At 64.7% G+C, this 16,846-nt stretch carries 14 protein-coding genes; 10 read left to right on the forward strand and 4 right to left on the reverse strand.

From position 1 onward, the window contains the following. Window positions 1-251: 251 nt before the first annotated feature. Window positions 252-1,511, reverse strand: coding sequence for an SGNH/GDSL hydrolase family protein (locus tag BMY06_RS08855; protein ID WP_074982724.1), 1,260 nt, complete (start codon window positions 1,509-1,511; stop codon window positions 252-254). A 271-nt stretch (window positions 1,512-1,782) separates the two neighbouring features. On the opposite strand from BMY06_RS08855, the gene paaA reads away from it, so the two are divergent. The 8 genes from paaA to BMY06_RS08895 all read left to right on the forward strand — a co-directional run bounded on the left by paaA (window position 1,783) and on the right by BMY06_RS08895 (window position 8,237). Continuing rightward, the gene (gene paaA, locus BMY06_RS08860; protein WP_074982726.1) at window positions 1,783-2,784 is read left to right on the forward strand and encodes a 1,2-phenylacetyl-CoA epoxidase subunit PaaA; all 1,002 of its coding nucleotides are present in this window, start codon (window positions 1,783-1,785) and stop codon (window positions 2,782-2,784) included. A 14-nt stretch (window positions 2,785-2,798) separates the two neighbouring features. Next, window positions 2,799-3,116, forward strand: coding sequence for a 1,2-phenylacetyl-CoA epoxidase subunit PaaB (paaB, locus tag BMY06_RS08865; RefSeq protein ID WP_373681629.1), 318 nt, complete (start codon window positions 2,799-2,801; stop codon window positions 3,114-3,116). 10 nt (window positions 3,117-3,126) lie between these two features. Next, complete coding sequence (paaC, locus tag BMY06_RS08870; protein WP_074982728.1) at window positions 3,127-3,933, forward strand: 1,2-phenylacetyl-CoA epoxidase subunit PaaC; 807 nt, start codon at window positions 3,127-3,129, stop codon at window positions 3,931-3,933. 28 nt (window positions 3,934-3,961) lie between these two features. Then, window positions 3,962-4,492: a 1,2-phenylacetyl-CoA epoxidase subunit PaaD gene (gene paaD, locus BMY06_RS08875; RefSeq protein WP_231957608.1), complete on the forward strand. Its 531-nt coding sequence runs from the start codon at window positions 3,962-3,964 to the stop codon at window positions 4,490-4,492. Between the two features lies 1 nt (window position 4,493). Further along, window positions 4,494-5,582 carry a 1,2-phenylacetyl-CoA epoxidase subunit PaaE gene (gene paaE, locus BMY06_RS08880; protein WP_074982730.1) on the forward strand — a complete coding sequence of 363 codons (1,089 nt, stop codon included), beginning with the start codon at window positions 4,494-4,496 and terminating at the stop codon, window positions 5,580-5,582. 244 nt (window positions 5,583-5,826) lie between these two features. Continuing rightward, window positions 5,827-6,645: a DUF1835 domain-containing protein gene (locus tag BMY06_RS08885; protein ID WP_074982732.1), complete on the forward strand. Its 819-nt coding sequence runs from the start codon at window positions 5,827-5,829 to the stop codon at window positions 6,643-6,645. 70 nt (window positions 6,646-6,715) lie between these two features. Further along, window positions 6,716-7,318 carry a TetR/AcrR family transcriptional regulator gene (locus tag BMY06_RS08890; RefSeq protein WP_065061097.1) on the forward strand — a complete coding sequence of 201 codons (603 nt, stop codon included), beginning with the start codon at window positions 6,716-6,718 and terminating at the stop codon, window positions 7,316-7,318. A 253-nt stretch (window positions 7,319-7,571) separates the two neighbouring features. Next, window positions 7,572-8,237, forward strand: coding sequence for a GNAT family N-acetyltransferase (locus BMY06_RS08895; RefSeq protein WP_065061098.1), 666 nt, complete (start codon window positions 7,572-7,574; stop codon window positions 8,235-8,237). A gap of 90 nt (window positions 8,238-8,327) precedes the next feature. Here the strand turns inward: BMY06_RS08895 and BMY06_RS08900 are convergent, their stop codons facing one another. Further along, window positions 8,328-8,822, reverse strand: a complete 495-nt coding sequence (locus BMY06_RS08900; RefSeq protein WP_074982734.1) for an Lrp/AsnC family transcriptional regulator — start codon at window positions 8,820-8,822, stop codon at window positions 8,328-8,330. Between the two features lie 141 nt (window positions 8,823-8,963). Between BMY06_RS08900 and hppD the strand changes: the two genes are divergently transcribed. Continuing rightward, on the forward strand, window positions 8,964-10,061 hold the full coding sequence (hppD, locus tag BMY06_RS08905) for a 4-hydroxyphenylpyruvate dioxygenase (RefSeq protein ID WP_065061100.1): 1,098 nt from the start codon (window positions 8,964-8,966) through the stop codon (window positions 10,059-10,061). A gap of 187 nt (window positions 10,062-10,248) precedes the next feature. On the opposite strand, the gene BMY06_RS08910 is transcribed toward hppD, so the two are convergent. Continuing rightward, window positions 10,249-10,431 carry a hypothetical protein gene (locus BMY06_RS08910; protein ID WP_074982736.1) on the reverse strand — a complete coding sequence of 61 codons (183 nt, stop codon included), beginning with the start codon at window positions 10,429-10,431 and terminating at the stop codon, window positions 10,249-10,251. A gap of 420 nt (window positions 10,432-10,851) precedes the next feature. Here BMY06_RS08910 and BMY06_RS08915 point away from each other — a divergent pair, with 420 nt between their 5' ends. Continuing rightward, entirely contained in the window at window positions 10,852-14,454 is a 3,603-nt protein-coding gene (locus tag BMY06_RS08915) for an indolepyruvate ferredoxin oxidoreductase family protein (RefSeq protein WP_074982738.1), read from the forward strand. Window positions 14,455-14,564: 110 nt separating this feature from the next. On the opposite strand, the gene BMY06_RS08920 is transcribed toward BMY06_RS08915, so the two are convergent. Beyond that, window positions 14,565-16,838, reverse strand: coding sequence for an NADP-dependent malic enzyme (locus BMY06_RS08920; protein ID WP_074982740.1), 2,274 nt, complete (start codon window positions 16,836-16,838; stop codon window positions 14,565-14,567). Between the last annotated feature and the right edge of the window lie 8 nt (window positions 16,839-16,846).

Consider the following 16,846-nt stretch of genomic DNA (forward strand, 5'->3'; position numbering starts at 1 on the left):
GCACCGTAGTGCGCTGTTACTACCCGGCGTTTGCTGCGTTGCTGCGTCAGCAGCAGAGAAACGAGATTATGAAGTCTCTTTTTCGTTTCGTCAACATCTTTTTTTACGTTACCGTTTAAAAGCTTGTTGATCCTGCGAACCCGCTGGTTTCGTCGCGGGCTTCGCTGCGGCGTGTTGCTTGTTGCGTGCAGCGAAGGGGGCGAATGTTAGCGCCCACTGAGGTAAGGCGCAAGGGGTGGCGGAAAATTTCCTTACTTTCCTGCCAACGCGGCCAGCGGCACGGCATTGGCCATCACCGCGTAGCCCGCGTCGCTCGGGTGGATATGGTCGCCGCTGTCGTATTCGCGGCGCAGACGCAGCGGATCAGCCGGGTCGCGCAGCGCCGCGTCGAAGTCCACCACGCCGTCGAATGCGCCACTCGTGCGAATCCACTGATTCGCCCTGGCGCGAATCGCCTCGCGCTCCGGCGGCAGCGCCGCCGGCGTGAGCGTCGCGCCGAGAATGCGTACGCCGCGCGCATGCGCCATCGCGATCACACGCTTGTAGCCCGCGATCAGATCGTCGGCGTTCACGCGCGTGTGCGGGAAATCGCAGTCGAGACCCGAGCGCGGCGGCATCGCCTGAAAGTTGATGTCGTTAATGCCGATCAGCAAAACCGCCGTGCGCACACCCGGGCGCAGCGCATCGCGCTCGAAGCGGCGCTCGAGCGCCTCACCGTAGCAGGGCGAATCGCTCAGCAGACGATTACCGCTGATACCCATATCGATGACAGCGAGATTGCCGCGCGACTCGCGCGCGAGACGGCGCGCCAGTGCATCCGGCCAGCGACGGTTTTCGTTGAGCGACGAGCGCATGCCGTCGGTGATCGAATCGCCGATCGCCGCAACCGTCGACGCCCCCGGCGCCTCGACCGCCAGCCCCGTCACCCACAGATACTGCGTGAAACGCTGGTTGAATGCGCCGATCGACGGGTCCGTCACGTGGTTGCCCGGCCGCGAGACATAGTTCACCTGGCTCGCCACGCGGTGCCACGCAACCACGGTTTGCTGCGGCCCCATATACGAGCTGATCGCATACGGCGCGCCGCTCTTCAGCGCGATATGCACCGGATCGCTGTCGAGTTCCCCGCCCGGTGGCACCGATACGCTCTCGCGCCCGCCGAACGTCACCCGCGCCGTTTGCGCTTCGCTGGTCGCCGATCCGCCCGCAGACGGTGCGATCGCCATCGCGCCGATCATCAGCGGCGTCGTGCCATAGAGATTGCTGATGTGGACACGCGCCACCTCGCCGCCGAGCGTCGGATACACGATCTGCCGCACGGTGCGCCCCGCCACGTCCGGTGCGCGATACAGCGGCGGCAACGCGTTACGTTGGGGAATCGACTGCAGCGTGGTCGCCCAGCTTGTCACCCAATGGCCGCTGGCCGGCTGTTCGGCAAAGGCGGGCGCCGCGGCGCCGAGCGCGACGAGAAACGCGGCGCGGGCCGCAAAGTGTGCGAGGGAAATCTTCATCCGGGGAGCGAGTGCGCTGGCAAAGCGCCCATTGTGCCGCATGCTCCGCGGCGCAACCTTCCATCCGCCTGACAAAGCCGGCGAACGAAACCCCACCATCCCGCCGCGCACCGGGTGCCAATCCCGCCTGCAACTCAAGCAGCGCGACGTCGCATCCTTCGTATCGATCCACGCAACTTCGCGCCCTTTTATCCAGGCTCAAAATATTCATTTACCGACCGGTCGGTTGGTTTATACTGCGCACCATACCCAATACAGCGAGAGCGTCTCCATGTACACGCAATCCCTCGACATTCCCGGCAATGTCGCCCCGCTCGACGCGGGCGCCGACTCGCCCGAGCAAGTCCGGTTCGACGCCATCATGGCCGCCGACGGCAAGATCGAGCCGCAGGACTGGATGCCCGATGCCTACCGCAAGACGCTGGTGCGCCAGATCTCGCAGCACGCGCACTCGGAAGTCGTGGGCATGCTGCCGGAAGGCAACTGGATTTCGCGCGCGCCGAGTCTGAAGCGCAAGGCGATCCTGCTCGCCAAGGTGCAGGACGAGGCGGGCCACGGCCTCTATCTCTATAGCGCGGCGGAAACGCTCGGCGTCTCGCGCGACCAGCTGATCGACGCCCTGCACGCGGGCAAGGCCAAGTATTCGAGCATCTTCAACTACCCGACGCCCACCTGGGCGGACGTCGGCGTGATCGGCTGGCTGGTCGACGGCGCGGCGATCATGAACCAGATCCCGCTGTGCCGCTGCACCTACGGCCCGTATGCGCGCGCCATGATCCGCATCTGCAAGGAAGAGTCGTTTCATCAGCGCCAGGGTTTCGACGCCCTGCTCGCGATGATGCAAGGCACCGAGGCGCAGCGCGAACTCGTGCAGCAGGCCGTGAACCGCTGGTGGTGGCCGGTGCTGATGATGTTCGGCCCGAGCGACGCCGACTCGGTCCACAGCAACCAGTCGGCCAAATGGGGCATCAAGCGCATCACGAACGACGATCTGCGCCAGAAGTTCGTCGACGCCACGGTCGAGCAGGCCAAAGTGCTCGGCGTGACGTTGCCCGACGCCGACCTGAAATGGAACGAGGCGCGCGGCCACTACGACTACGGCACGATCGACTGGGAAGAATTCTGGCGCGTCGTCAACGGCGACGGCCCGTGCAACCGCGAGCGCCTCGGCACGCGCGTGAAGGCGCACAACGAAGGCGCGTGGGTGCGCGAAGCCGCCCTCGCCCATGCCGAAAAGCAGCGTCAGCGCGCCGAAAGCCGCGCCGCGGCCTGACCCGAACCCGGCGAATGAGCCAACAGAGACTCGAAGGAGACAGCAAGATGAACAAGGAATGGCCGATCTGGGAAGTGTTCGTGCGCAGCAAGCAGGGGCTCGATCACAAGCATTGCGGCAGCCTGCACGCAGCCGACGCCTCGATGGCGCTGCGCATGGCGCGCGACGTCTACACGCGCCGGCAGGAAGGCGTGAGCATCTGGGTGGTGCCGTCCGCGGCGATCACGGCGTCGGACCCGAGTGAAAAGGCCGAGCTGTTCGAACCGGCCGGCGACAAGATCTATCGCCATCCGACGTTCTACACGCTGCCCGACGAAGTCAACCACATGTAAGAGCGAGACCATGACGACGCCCACGCAAGAACACCTCGCGTACGTGCTGCGCCTCGCCGACACCGCGCTGATCCTCGGTCAGCGCAACACGGAATGGTGCGGCCACGGCCCGATCCTCGAAGAAGACATCGCGCTCGCCAACATGAGCCTCGACCTGATCGGCCAGGCGCGCCTGCTCTACACGCACGCCGCCACGCTCGACAAGGCGCTCACCGGCCGCGAGCGCACCGAGGACGACTACGCCTATTTCCGCGCCGAGCGCGAGTTCGCCAACTACACGCTCGCCGAGCTGCCGCATTTCGGGCCGCTCGCCGGCACGACGCATTCGGCCAACGACTACGCCGTGACGATCGTGCGCAACTTCCTTTATGCGTCGCTGATGGCGCATCTGTGGACCGCGCTGCTGCGTTCCGCCGATCCGCAACTGGCCGCCATCGCCGAGCGTTCGATCAAGGAAACGCGCTATCACGTGCATCACGCGCGCGAATGGCTGATCCGTTTCGGCGACGGCACCGAGGAATCGCACCGCCGCGCCCAGGCCGCGCTCGACTGGCTGATGCCGTACACGCGCGAGTTCTTCAGCACGGATGCGGTGGAAACCGCCGTGGCCGAAGCCGGCATCGCGCCGCTCACCGCGCAGTTCGAATCCGCGTGGCGCGCCGACGTGCAAGCAGCGCTCGACGAAGCCACGCTCGTCGCGCCCGCGCCGGTCAAGCACGTGAGCACCGGCAAGCTCGGCGAACACTCGGAGCACATGGGTTTCGTGCTCGCCGAGATGCAGAGCCTCGCGCGCCAGCATCCGGACGCGCGCTGGTAAGCCGCGCCCCGCTTCCAGGGAGATGACGATGCAAGCCACGGCAGACCGCGCGCTCGAACGCGCCTGGGCCGCGCTCGAAGCGGTGCCCGATCCGGAGATCCCGGTGGTGTCGATCCGCGAACTCGGCATTCTGCGCGACGTGCGACGCGCCGACGACGGCCAGCTCGAAGTGGTCATCACGCCGACCTATTCGGGCTGTCCGGCCATGTCGCAGATCGCCGAGGACGTCGCGCACGCGCTCGACGCGGCGCAGATCGCGCCGTACCGCATCGCCACGACGCTGACGCCCGCCTGGACCACCGACTGGATCACCGACGAAGCGCGCGAGAAGCTGCGCGCCTACGGCATCGCGCCGCCCACGGGCAACTGCGGCGGCGGCGCGGCGTCAGGTCCGGACGAAAAGCCGATCACTTTCATGCCGAAACTGCCCGCGCCCGTCTGCCCGCGCTGCGGCTCGAAGCACACCGAGCGCCTCGCGCAATTCGGCTCGACCGCGTGCAAGGCGCTGTACCGCTGCCTCGATTGCCGCGAACCCTTCGACTACTTCAAACCGTACTGATATGGCCACCCCGCAATTCCATTCGCTGCGCATCCGCGAAGTACGTCCCGAAACCGCGGACGCGGTCTCCGTTGCATTCGAAGTGCCGCCCGAGCTGCGCGACGCCTACCGTTTCACGCAAGGACAGTTCGTCACGCTCAAGACCCATATCGGAGGCGAGGAAACGCGCCGCTCGTACTCGATCTGCGTCGGCGTGACCGACTACGACCGCGACGGCGAACTGCGCATCGGCATCAAGCGCGTGCGCGGCGGGCGTTTCTCGAACTTCGCCTTCGATCAGCTCGCGCCGGGCCACGAAATCGACGTGATGACGCCCGACGGCCGCTTCTTCACGCACCTGAACGCCGATCACGGCAAGCATTACGTGGCGTTCTCGGGTGGCTCGGGCATCACGCCGGTGCTGGCGATCGTCAAGACGACGCTCGAAACGGAGCCGCGCAGCGCGTTCACGCTGGTCTACGGCAACCGCAGCGTCGACCAGATCATGTTCGCGGAGGAGCTTGAGGACCTGAAGAACCGCTTCATGGACCGCTTCCGCCTCTACCACGTGCTGTCGGACGATCTGCAGGACGTCGAGCTGTTCAACGGCGTGCTCGATCAGGCCAAGTGCGCGGCGTTCCTCGAAACGCTGCTGCCGCCGGGCGAGATCGACGAAGCCTTCATCTGCGGCCCCGCGCCGATGATGGACGCCGCCGAAGCCGCGCTCTCGGTCGCGGGCGTGCCCAAGCCGAATGTCCACGTCGAACGTTTCGGCTCGCCGCTGCCGCAAGCGGGCGTGCCGCCGGTCGAAATCACCGCGGATACGCCGGCCGCCGAGCTGGAAATCGTTATCGACGGCAAGAAGCGCAAGCTGCGTCTGCCCTATGAGGGCGTGAGCCTGCTCGACGTCGGCCTGAAAGCCGGGCTTGCGCTGCCGTATGCATGCAAGGGCGGCGTGTGCTGCACCTGCCGCGCCCGCGTGCTCGAAGGCGAAGTGAAGATGGACAAGAACTACACGCTCGAAGAGCAGGAAGTGAAGGACGGCTTCGTGCTCACCTGCCAATGCCATCCGGTCAGCGAGCGCGTGGTGGTGAGCTTCGACGAGCGTTGAACGCCGCAGTCCCGACGCACACGCCACATGAACGTGAAATTAAGGGCCCGAATGCGCAGAAACGGAAATTCGCGGTGACATATCCGCTCTAGAGCAACAGCACGCTTTCGGCCCTCAAGCGATCCGCTTACACTAGGGGCCGCCCGCGCCAGGCGCACTTCGCTGCGCCGCGCGGGCGGTCCCTTTTGTCTCTAGCGCGCTTGCTGGCGTTTATGGCGTTCATGGCGAGCGCAACGAGTTGTCGATGACCACGATCCACCTCATTCATGGCGAGCCGGCGGCGGCCGCACTGCGACAGGCTCTCGACGCGGCGGACCCGGCCGGGCGCGTGATCGCACTGAACGACGACCTCACGGTCGGCCCGCTGCGCGACATCGACGCGAGCGGCAATCCCGGCGCGGCACAACGCGCGGCGTTCTGGCAGCGCCTCGGCGACATGCCGGACGCGCTCGCGCAGCACGACTGCGCGGCGCTCGCCGCCGTCGAAGCCGACGACGCCCACGTGGTGATCTGGCACATGCACGACGCCGCCGATCAGCTCACGCTGCGCCGCGTCTGCTACCGGCTGCGCTGCGCACCGCAACGCCTGAACGAAGTGCGCCTCGCCGCCGACGACCTCGCCGGTACGCCGGAACACGCCGCCGAACGCCTGCGCGCGCGCCTGCCCGACGCGGCGCCGATCTCGGTGCTGCGCATCACGCGCCTCGCGCTCGAATGGCAGGAAGCGAAGTTCGCGAACGGCGAAACGCGCCGCTGGCGCGACAACACGTTCACCAGCGGCGCCTGGGCCGATCTCGACGCGCTGATCCTCGACACCCTGAACGCGCAGTGTCCGTCGAGCGCACCGTGGCTCGCCTGCGATACACTCGGCGCGGCGCTCACGCGCGGCGCGGGCTTCGCGGTGGCCGAACCGATCGTGCTATGGCGTCTGCGCGAGCTGGCCGGCGCGGGCGAACTGCATCTGCGCGACGACCGCTGCGCCGCGCCCGCCGAAGGCGCCAACGCGCGCTCGACGCGCCCGGTGCTGCCGCACACCGCTGCACACCTGTCGCTTTCTCGCTGAATCCGCCGATCTCTCGCCCCCCGCCCTCTCCAACTCCGCCGATCCTCGCCGATCTCCGCCGATCCCCAACATGGCACGCACCCGAGCGCCCGACCACGAAACCCAGCGCGACCAGATTCTCGAACTCGCCGCGGCCAAATTCGCGCAGACGAGCTATCCGAGCACGTCGATGTCCGATCTCGCGGCCGCCAGCGGCACGTCCAAAGCCCGCCTCTATCACTACTACGAGAGCAAGGAAGCGATCCTCTTCGATCTGCTCGACCGCTACACGAAGCGACTGATGCTGATCATCGCCGAGGTGGAAGGCGCGAGCCAGCGCCGCAACCTCGACGAGCGCGAGAGCTTCGCCGAGTTGATCCGCGCGTTTCTCGTGGAGTACGAGACCTCGCACAGCCGCCATGTGGCGCTGCTCAACGACGTCAAATATCTGGTGGACGCGCAGCGCGAGATCATCCTGAACCGCCAGCGCGACGTGGTCGCCGCCTTCACGCGCCAGCTCGCGCGCGCCTATCCGGGCCGCGTGACAGCCGACAACCAGACCGCGCTCACCATGATGGTGTTCGGCATGATCAACTGGACTTTCACCTGGTTGAAGCCCGGCGGCCGCATGGGCTACCGAGATTTCGCCGAGCAGGTGATCGCCGTGGTCGATCACGGACTGCAGTCGGCCTGACCCTTAAAACGAAGCGGATAATCGGCAATATTGCTGCTGCGCAACATGATGTGTAGTCACAACAGTTGACGCGTCAACGTATTCGCCGCACATATCCCATAAAAATCAATGAGTTGGAGCGTCTATTTTCTTAATTAGGCGCAACACTCAAATCTGTAATCCGGGTTTTCCCTAGCCCCACCCCAGGGTTTCCGCTAGAATCCGTTTTGCGCCGCATCATGCGCCCGCAGTCCGATTCTAAGGAGAACCCACCATGAACAAGCTTTCGACCCAAGCCCACGCGCCGATCCTGCCGACCGGCCGCACGCTGTCGTCCGGTCATTCGCCTGTCATGGTGCGCGTGCTCACCTCGGCCGACCGCGACCGCCTGCTGAGCCACTTTCTCGCGCTCGGCACCGACGACCGCCTGCTGCGCTTCGGCCAGGCCGCGCCGGACCATGTGATCGAGAACTATGTGCGCGGTCTGGACTTCACGCGCGACACCGTGTTCGGCGTGTTCGACCATCAGCTGCAACTCGTCGGCGCGGGCCATCTGGCCTATCTGCCCGCCGACGGCAACGGCCGCACCGCCGAATTCGGCGTGTCGGTCAGCGAAAGCGCGCGCGGCCAGGGCATCGGCTCGAAGCTGTTCGAGCGCGCCGCCATCCGCAGCCGCAACACGCACGTCACCACGCTGTACATGCACTGCCTGTCGCGCAACTCCACGATGATGCACATCGCGAAGAAGTCGGGTATGAAGATCGAATACGCCTACGGCGAAGCCGACGCGTATCTCTCGCTCGAACCGGCCGACCAGAGCAGCATCATCGCGGAAATGCTCCAGGAACAGGCCGCCGTGTTCGACTACGCGCTCAAGCGCCAGGCGCGTCAGGCCTCACGTCTGATCGAAACGATCCTCCCGCAGGCCGTGGCAGCGTGACTCCTGCCCGGCTGGGTTGAATGAGCACGAAATAAAAAAGCGGCTTCGGCCGCTTTTTTTACGTCTATCGCCGCGCGCCCGATAAGGCGTTCATAGAATTGGCAGCGCGGTCGTTTCCTTGAAGGTCTGCAGGGAAAAACTCGACTTCACGTCGATCACCGACGGATGGTGCAGCAACTGGTCCTGCACGAATCGCGAGAAATGCGCCATGTCCTCCACCTGCACGCGCAGCAGAAAATCCATGTCGCCCGTCATGGCGTGACACGCCACCACCTCGGGCCAGGTCTGCACGGCCGCGCGAAACAGCTCGGCGTGCGTCACGCCCTCGCGCCCCGACGCCGTCGGCCCGCGCTTCTCCAGCCGCACATTCACGTAGGCCAGCAGATCGAGCCCCAGCTTTTGCGCGTCGAGCAGCGCCACATACCCGCGGATCACCCCGCTCTCTTCGAGCCGCCGGATGCGTCGCAGACACGGACTCGGCGAGAGATTCACCCGCTCCGCGATCTCCTGATTCGAGAGCCGGCCATTCTCCTGAAGAATCGCGAGAATGCGACGGTCGATTGCGTCCAATTCGATGTCAGCCATTTTCTGCCACTCGGTGAAGTATAGAAAGCATTTTATAGCCCAGATTGTGAAAACTACGACCAAGATCGCAAGTTTTCTCCCATATTGGACAGCTAGACTGCCTGCACCAATCAATGATCTTGATCAACGCAGGAGACAACCATGCAGGTCCCCACCTGGGAAAATCCCGTCGGCACCGACGGCTTCGAGTTCATCGAATACACCGCTCCCGATCCCAAAGCGCTCGGCAAGCTGTTCGAGCGCATGGGCTTCACCGCCGTCGCGCGTCACCGCCACAAGGACGTGACGCTTTATCGCCAGGGCGAGATCAACTTCATCGTCAACGGCGAGCCCGATTCGTTCGCGCAGCGCTTCGCGCGCCTGCACGGCCCGTCGATCTGCGCAATCGCGTTTCGTGTGCAGGACGCCGCCAAGGCCTACCAGCGTGCGCTCGAACTGGGCGCATGGGGCTTCGACAACAAGACCGGCCCGATGGAGCTGAACATTCCGGCCATCAAGGGCATCGGCGACTCGCTGATCTATTTCGTCGACCGCTGGCGCGGCAAGAACGGCGCGCAGCCGGGCAGCATTGGCGACATCGGCATCTATGACGTCGATTTCGTGCCGATCGAGGGCGCCGAGCAGAATCCGGTCGGCCACGGCCTCACCTACATCGACCATCTCACGCACAACGTGCATCGCGGCCGCATGGCCGAGTGGGCCGAGTTCTACGAACGCCTCTTCAACTTCCGCGAAATCCGCTACTTCGACATCGAAGGCAAGGTGACGGGCGTGAAGTCGAAGGCGATGACCTCGCCGTGCGGCAAGATTCGTATTCCGATCAACGAGGAAGGCGGCGAAACGGCCGGTCAGATCCAGGAATATCTGGACGCGTATCACGGCGAAGGCATTCAGCACATCGCGCTCGGCACCAGCGACATCTACCGCACGGTGGACGGCCTGCGCGCCTCGAATATCGCGCTGCTCGACACCGTCGACACGTATTACGAACTGGTGAACCGCCGCATTCCGGGCCACACCGAGCCGCTCGACGAGCTGAAAAAGCGCAAGATCCTGATCGACGGCGCGCCCGAGGACCTGCTGCTGCAAATCTTCACGGAGAACCAGATCGGCCCGATCTTCTTCGAGATCATCCAGCGCAAGGGCAATCAGGGCTTCGGCGAAGGCAACTTCAAGGCGCTGTTCGAATCGATCGAACTCGACCAGATCCGCCGCGGCGTCGTGCAGGACAAGGCGTAAGCGTCGTCGGAATATCAAGCGGAAGAAAAGCAAAAAGGGCGGAGATCACACGATCTTCGCCCTTTTTAGCTGGTGAATCAGTCGATGAGTCCGCCGCCGCACACCCGGCCACGGTCTCGCATGAGTGGAATGCTGCGCGGATCAACGCGGCATTGCGCGCCGCTTCATGAGCGGCTGGTTGAGCGACTTAGCGCTCGGCCTTAACAGCCGGTGCGACGTTCGTGTCGACCTTCGCGCACAGCGAATACTGCGCGCACGACGTGGACGCATTCGCGCCGCCGCGGGTGCTGGCGTTCGAATGCAGCGGCGCGCTCATGGCGAAGAACGCTGCCGAGACCGTCAGGAAGGTCTGGATATGTCGATTATTCATGTGGTACTCCTTTTTTCAGACTGCCTGCCACTGCGCAAAAAAACGATCGCGCCCTGAATGTTTCGGGGCGCGGCGCGGATCGCACAGGTGAGGGAGTTAGACAGGATATTCAAGACCGGTTCCGCACAAGTGCAACTTTTACACGTTGTTACTTCACACGAAACTCGGATACATCCTTTGTTACACAGGTCTGACGAGTGCTAAGCACCATCTGATAATTTTGACAGACGGCCTAAGAACAGATGCTGCGATGCATCAGAAAACTCCGACATTCTGACGAGGAGCGGCGGGTTTATCCGAGTGCTACTATCGAAAAAAAGAAGCCAATATGGCGACCCCGGCCAACGCATTCACAAGATGCCGAGGCCCTGAAGTTCTGGCGATCCCACAACGGATTGGTTGGATGGAGGAAGACACATAATGAATGCCCCGCTAGACGCAGGTCAGCGCGCTTCGCTCGAAGCCGCACTCGCTTCCGTCACGCTCGACGACAAATACACCCTCGAACGCGGCCGCGCGTACATGAGCGGCATCCAGGCGCTGGTCCGTCTGCCGATGCTGCAACAGGAACGCGACAAGGCCGCCGGTCTCAATACCGCGGGGTTCATCTCAGGCTATCGCGGCTCGCCTCTGGGCGGTCTCGACCAGTCGCTCTGGAAGGCGAAGCAGCATCTCGCCGCACACGGCATCGTTTTTCAACCCGGCGTCAACGAAGACCTCGCCGCGACCGCAGTCTGGGGTTCGCAGCAGGTGAACCTGTATCCGTCCGCGAAACACGACGGCGTGTTTTCGATGTGGTACGGCAAAGGCCCCGGCGTCGACCGCTGCGGCGACGTTTTCAAGCACGGCAACTCGGCCGGTTCGTCGGCGCACGGCGGCGTGCTGGTGCTCGCCGGCGACGACCACGCCGCCAAGTCCTCGACGCTCGCGCACCAGTCGGAGCACATCTTCAAGGCCTGCGGCCTGCCGGTGCTGTTCCCTTCGAACGTGCAGGAATATCTCGACTTCGGCCTGCACGGCTGGGCGATGAGCCGCTACTCCGGCCTCTGGGTCGCGATGAAATGCGTGACCGACGTGGTGGAATCGTCGGCGTCGGTGGAAATCGATCCGCACCGCACCCGCATCGTGCTGCCCGAGGATTTCCTGATGCCCGAGGGCGGCCTGAACATCCGCTGGCCCGATCCGCCGCTCGTGCAGGAAGCGCGTCTGCTCGACTACAAGTGGTACGCCGGACTCGCCTACGTGCGCGCCAACAAGCTCGACCGCATCGAGATCGATTCGCCGCACGCGCGCTTCGGCATCATGACGGGCGGCAAGGCGTATCTCGACGTGCGCCAGGCGCTCACCGACCTCGGTCTCGACGACAAAACCTGCGCGCGCATCGGCCTGAGGCTCTACAAGGTCGGCTGCGTGTGGCCGCTCGAAGCGCAAGGCGCGCAAGCCTTCGCGCGCGGGCTCGAAGAAATTCTCGTGGTCGAGGAAAAGCGCCAGATTCTCGAATACGCGATCAAGGAAGAGCTGTACAACTGGCCCGATGCGCAGCGTCCGCGCGTCTACGGCAAGTTCGACGAGAAGGACGGTGCAGGCGGCGAATGGTCGGTGCCGATGGGCAACTGGCTGCTGCCCGCGCACTACGAACTCTCGCCCGCGATCATCGCCAAGGCCATCGCCACGCGTCTCGACAAGTTCGAGATGCCGTCCGACGTGCGCGCGCGCATCGCCGCACGCGTGGCCGTGATCGAAGCGAAGGAACGCGCGCTCGCCAAACCGCGCGTGCAGGCCGAACGCAAGCCGTGGTTCTGCTCGGGCTGCCCGCACAACACCTCGACGAACGTGCCCGAAGGCTCGCGCGCGATGGCGGGCATCGGCTGCCACTACATGACCGTGTGGATGGACCGCAGCACCAGCACCTTCAGCCAGATGGGCGGCGAAGGCGTGGCGTGGGTCGGTCAGGCGCCGTTCACGAACGACAAGCACGTGTTCGCCAATCTCGGCGACGGCACCTACTTCCACTCGGGTCTGCTCGCGATCCGCGCGGCGATCGCCTCGAAGGCGAACATCACCTACAAGATTCTCTATAACGACGCGGTCGCGATGACGGGCGGCCAGCCCGTCGACGGCGTGCTCACGGTGCCGCAGATCACGCATCAGCTCGCGTCCGAAGGCGCGAAGCAGATCGTGATCGTCACCGACGAGCCGCAGAAGTACGAAGGCGACATCGCCGCGAAACTCGCGCCTGGCGTGACGATCCATCATCGCGACCGGCTCGACGCCGTGCAGCGCGAACTGCGCGAGGTCTCGGGCACGACGATCCTGATCTACGACCAGACCTGCGCGACGGAAAAGCGCCGCCGCCGCAAGCGCGGCACGTATCCCGATCCGGCGAAGCGCGTGGTGATCAACGAGGCCGTCTGCGAAGGTTGCGGCGATTGCTCGGTGCAGTCGAACTGCCTCTCGGTCGAACCGCTCGACACCGAATACGGCACGAAGCGCCAGATCAACCAGTCGAGCTGCAACAAGGACTTCTCGTGCCTCAAGGGCTTCTGCCCGAGCTTCGTCACGGTTGAAGGCGGCCAGTTGCGCAAGCCGAAGGCGAGCAGCGTCGCGAACGACACGATGCCCGCCGTGCCGACGCCCGACGTGCCCGCCATCGCGCGCCCCTACGGCGTGCTCGTGACGGGCGTAGGCGGCACCGGCGTGGTGACGATCGGCGCGCTGCTCGGCATGGCCGCGCACCTCGAAGCCAAGGGCGTGACCGTGCTCGACGTGACCGGCCTCGCGCAGAAAGGCGGCGCGGTGATGAGCCACGTGCAGATCGCCAATCGTCCGGACGACATCCACGCGACGCGCATCGCGATGGGCGACGCGAAACTCGTGATCGGCTGCGATGCCATCGTGACCGCCAGCGACGACTGCGTCTCGCGCATGCACGAAGGCGACACGCATGTCGTGCTCAACAGCACGCCCACGCCGACGGCCGAGTTCATCAAGAATCCGCAGTGGCAGTTTCCGGGTTCGAACACCGAGACCGACGTGCGCAACGCGGTGGGCGCGGACAATGTGGCCACCGTCGACGCCAATCGCTACGCGCTCGCGCTGCTCGGCGACGCGATCTACACGAATCCGTTCGTGCTCGGCTACGCGTGGCAAAAGGGCTGGCTGCCGCTCACGCACGAATCGCTCACGCGCGCGATCGAGCTGAACGCCGTGCAGGTCGAGAAGAATCTCGCGGCCTTCGAATGGGGGCGGCGCGTCGCGCACGACCGCGCGGCTGTCGATCAGCTGATCCGGAAGCCGCTCGCGGAACAAGGCGTCAGCGACGCGGGCGCGAAGATCGTCTCGCTGCACACGCCCAAGGCGCTCGACACGCTGATCGAGAAGCGCGCGCAGTATCTGGCCGCGTATCAGAACGAGGCGTACGCGCAGCGTTATCGCGCGTTCGTCGATGCGGTGCGCCGCGCCGAAGCCCAGCTCGAACACGTCGACGGCCAGCAGCCGCTCACCGAAGCCGTCGCGCGCAATCTGCACAAGCTGATGGCGTACAAGGACGAGTACGAAGTCGCGCGCCTTTACGCCGATCCGGCCTTCGTCGAGAAGATCAAGGCGAGCTTCGAAGGCGACTGGAAGCTCAACTTCCATCTTGCGCCGCCGTCGTTCGCGAAGCACGACGACAAGGGTCATCTGCTGAAGAAGCAGTATGGCCCGCGCATGCTGTCGGCGATGCGCGTGCTCGCGAAGCTCAAGTTCCTGCGCGGCACGGCGCTCGATCCGTTTGGCCGCACCGAGGAACGCCGCCACGAACGCGCGCTGATCGGCGAATACGAGGCGCTGATGCGCGAAGTGAGCGGCGGCCTGCGCGACGCGAATCTGCCGCTCGCGCTCGAACTCGCGAACCTGCCCGACGCGATTCGCGGCTACGGCCACGTGAAGGAGATCAACCTCAAGGCCACGCGCGCGAAGTGGGCGACGCTGCTCGCGAAGTGGCGCTCGCCGGAAAACGGCGCGGCGCGGCACGCAGCTTGATGCGTTTTTGAGGCGGTTCTGAGGCGGTAAAAAACAAAGGGCGCTCCGTGTAAAACGGAGCGCCCTTTTCACATCATCATGAGGCGGTCAAGACGAAGACCGCCGCGACCTTACTTCGCCACTTTGGCGTTCGCCGAAGCGACAGCCGTCATGTTGATGATGCGTCGCACCGTCGCCGCCGGCGTGAGGATGTGCACCGGCTTCGACGCGCCCAGCAGGAACGGGCCGACCGTCACGCCTTCGCCGCCGATCATCTTCAGCAGGTTGTACGTGATGTTCGCCGCTTCCACGTTCGGCATGATCAGCAGGTTCGCTTCGCCCGCGAGCGTGGTGCCCGGGAACGACTGCTTGCGGATCATTTCCGAAAGCGCGGCGTCGCCGTGCATTTCACCGTCCACTTCGAGCTGCGGCGCGCGTTCCGAAATCAGCTGACGCGCGGCCTGCATGCGCGCCGACGTCGACGAACGCACGCTGCCGAAATTCGACGACGACAGCAGCGCGACCTTCGGCGTGATGCCGAACTTCTCGATTTCGCGCGCGGCGAGAATCGTCATGTCGGCGAGCTGCTCGGCGCTCGGCACTTCGTTCACGTAGGTGTCGCTGATGAACAGGTTGCGGCCAGGCAGCATCAGCAGGTTCATCGCCGCGTAGTTCTCGGCTTCCTGCGCCTTGCCGAACACCTGCTCGACGAACTTCAGGTGATAGTCGAAGCTGTTGAGCAGGCCGCAGATCATGCCGTCGGCGTCGCCCAGATGCACGAGGATCGCGCCGATCAGCGTGTTGAACTTGCGCATCGACGCCTTCGCCACGTCGGGCGTGACGCCCTGGCGCGCGCCCAGTTCGTGATACGCCTGCCAGCTCTTCTGGAAGCGCGGATCGTCTTCCGGATCGACGATCTCGAAGTCGGTGCCCGCGCGCAGCTTCGAGCCCATCTTCTTCAGGCGCATTTCCACGACAGCCGGGCGGCCGACGATGATCGGCCTGGCGATCTTCTCGGTCAGCACGAATTGCGCGGCGCGCAGCACGCGCTCGTCTTCACCTTCGGCGAACACGATGCGCGCGTTGCTGGCCTTCGCGGCCGCGAACACCGGACGCATCACCATGCCCGTGCGGTACACGGTTGCGCCCAGTTCTTCGCGGTACGCGTCCATGTCCTTGATCGGACGCGTGGCCACGCCCGAATCCATCGCGGCCTGCGCGACGGCCGGCGCGATCTTGATGATCAGGCGCGGATCGAACGGCTTCGGAATCAGATATTCCGGGCCGAATTCGAGCGTGTGGCCTTCATAGGCCTTCGCCACTTCGTCGCCCTGATCGGTTTCTTCCGCGAGTTCGGCGATCGCGCGCACGCACGCGAGCTTCATCTCTTCCGTGATGGTCGTCGCGCCGACGTCAAGCGCGCCGCGGAAGATGAACGGGAAGCACAGCACGTTGTTGACCTGGTTCGGATAGTCCGAACGGCCCGTGGCGATGATCGCGTCCGGGCGCACGCGCCTGGCCTCTTCCGGGCGGATTTCCGGCTCCGGATTGGCGAGCGCGAGGATCAGCGGCGTGGTGCCCATTTCCACGACCATTTCGGCCTTGAGCACGCCGGCGCTCGAGCAGCCGAGGAACACGTCCGCGCCCTTGATGGCGTCGGCGAGCGTGCGCGCGTCGGTGTTCGCCGCGTAGCGCGCCTTCGACGGATCGAGATTGCCGCGGCCTTCGTAGATCACGCCCTTCGAGTCGGTGACGAGGATGTTTTCCTTCTTCGCACCGAGCTTGACCAGCAGATCCAGACAGGCGATGGCCGCCGCGCCCGCACCCGAGCACACCAGCTTGATGCTGCCCAGATCCTTGCCCACGACCTTCAGGCCGTTGAGGATGGCCGCCGAAGCGATGATCGCCGTGCCGTGCTGGTCGTCGTGGAAGACGGGAATCTTCATGCGCTCGCGCAGCTTCTGCTCGATGTAGAAGCACTCGGGCGCCTTGATGTCTTCGAGGTTGATGCCGCCGAGCGTCGGCTCGAGCATCGCGATCGCTTCGACGAGCTTGTCCGGGTCGCTTTCGTCGAGTTCGATGTCGAATACGTCGATGCCCGCGAACTTCTTGAACAGGCAACCCTTGCCTTCCATCACCGGCTTGGCCGCGAGCGGGCCGATGTTGCCGAGGCCGAGCACGGCGGTGCCGTTGGTCACGACGCCGACGAGGTTGCCGCGCGAGGTGTACTTCTGCGCGTCGAGCGGATCGGCGTGGATCGCTTCGCACGCAGCCGCCACGCCCGGCGAATACGCGAGCGAAAGGTCGAGCTGGTTCGACAGCGGCTTGGTCGGCGTAACGGAAATCTTGCCGGGCTTCGGATTCTGGTGATAAGCGAGCGCGCTTTGCTTCAGTTGTTCATCCATTTTCAGGC

The sequence above is a fragment of the Paraburkholderia tropica genome (genome assembly GCF_900109265.1).
Lineage (GTDB): Bacteria > Pseudomonadota > Gammaproteobacteria > Burkholderiales > Burkholderiaceae > Paraburkholderia > Paraburkholderia tropica.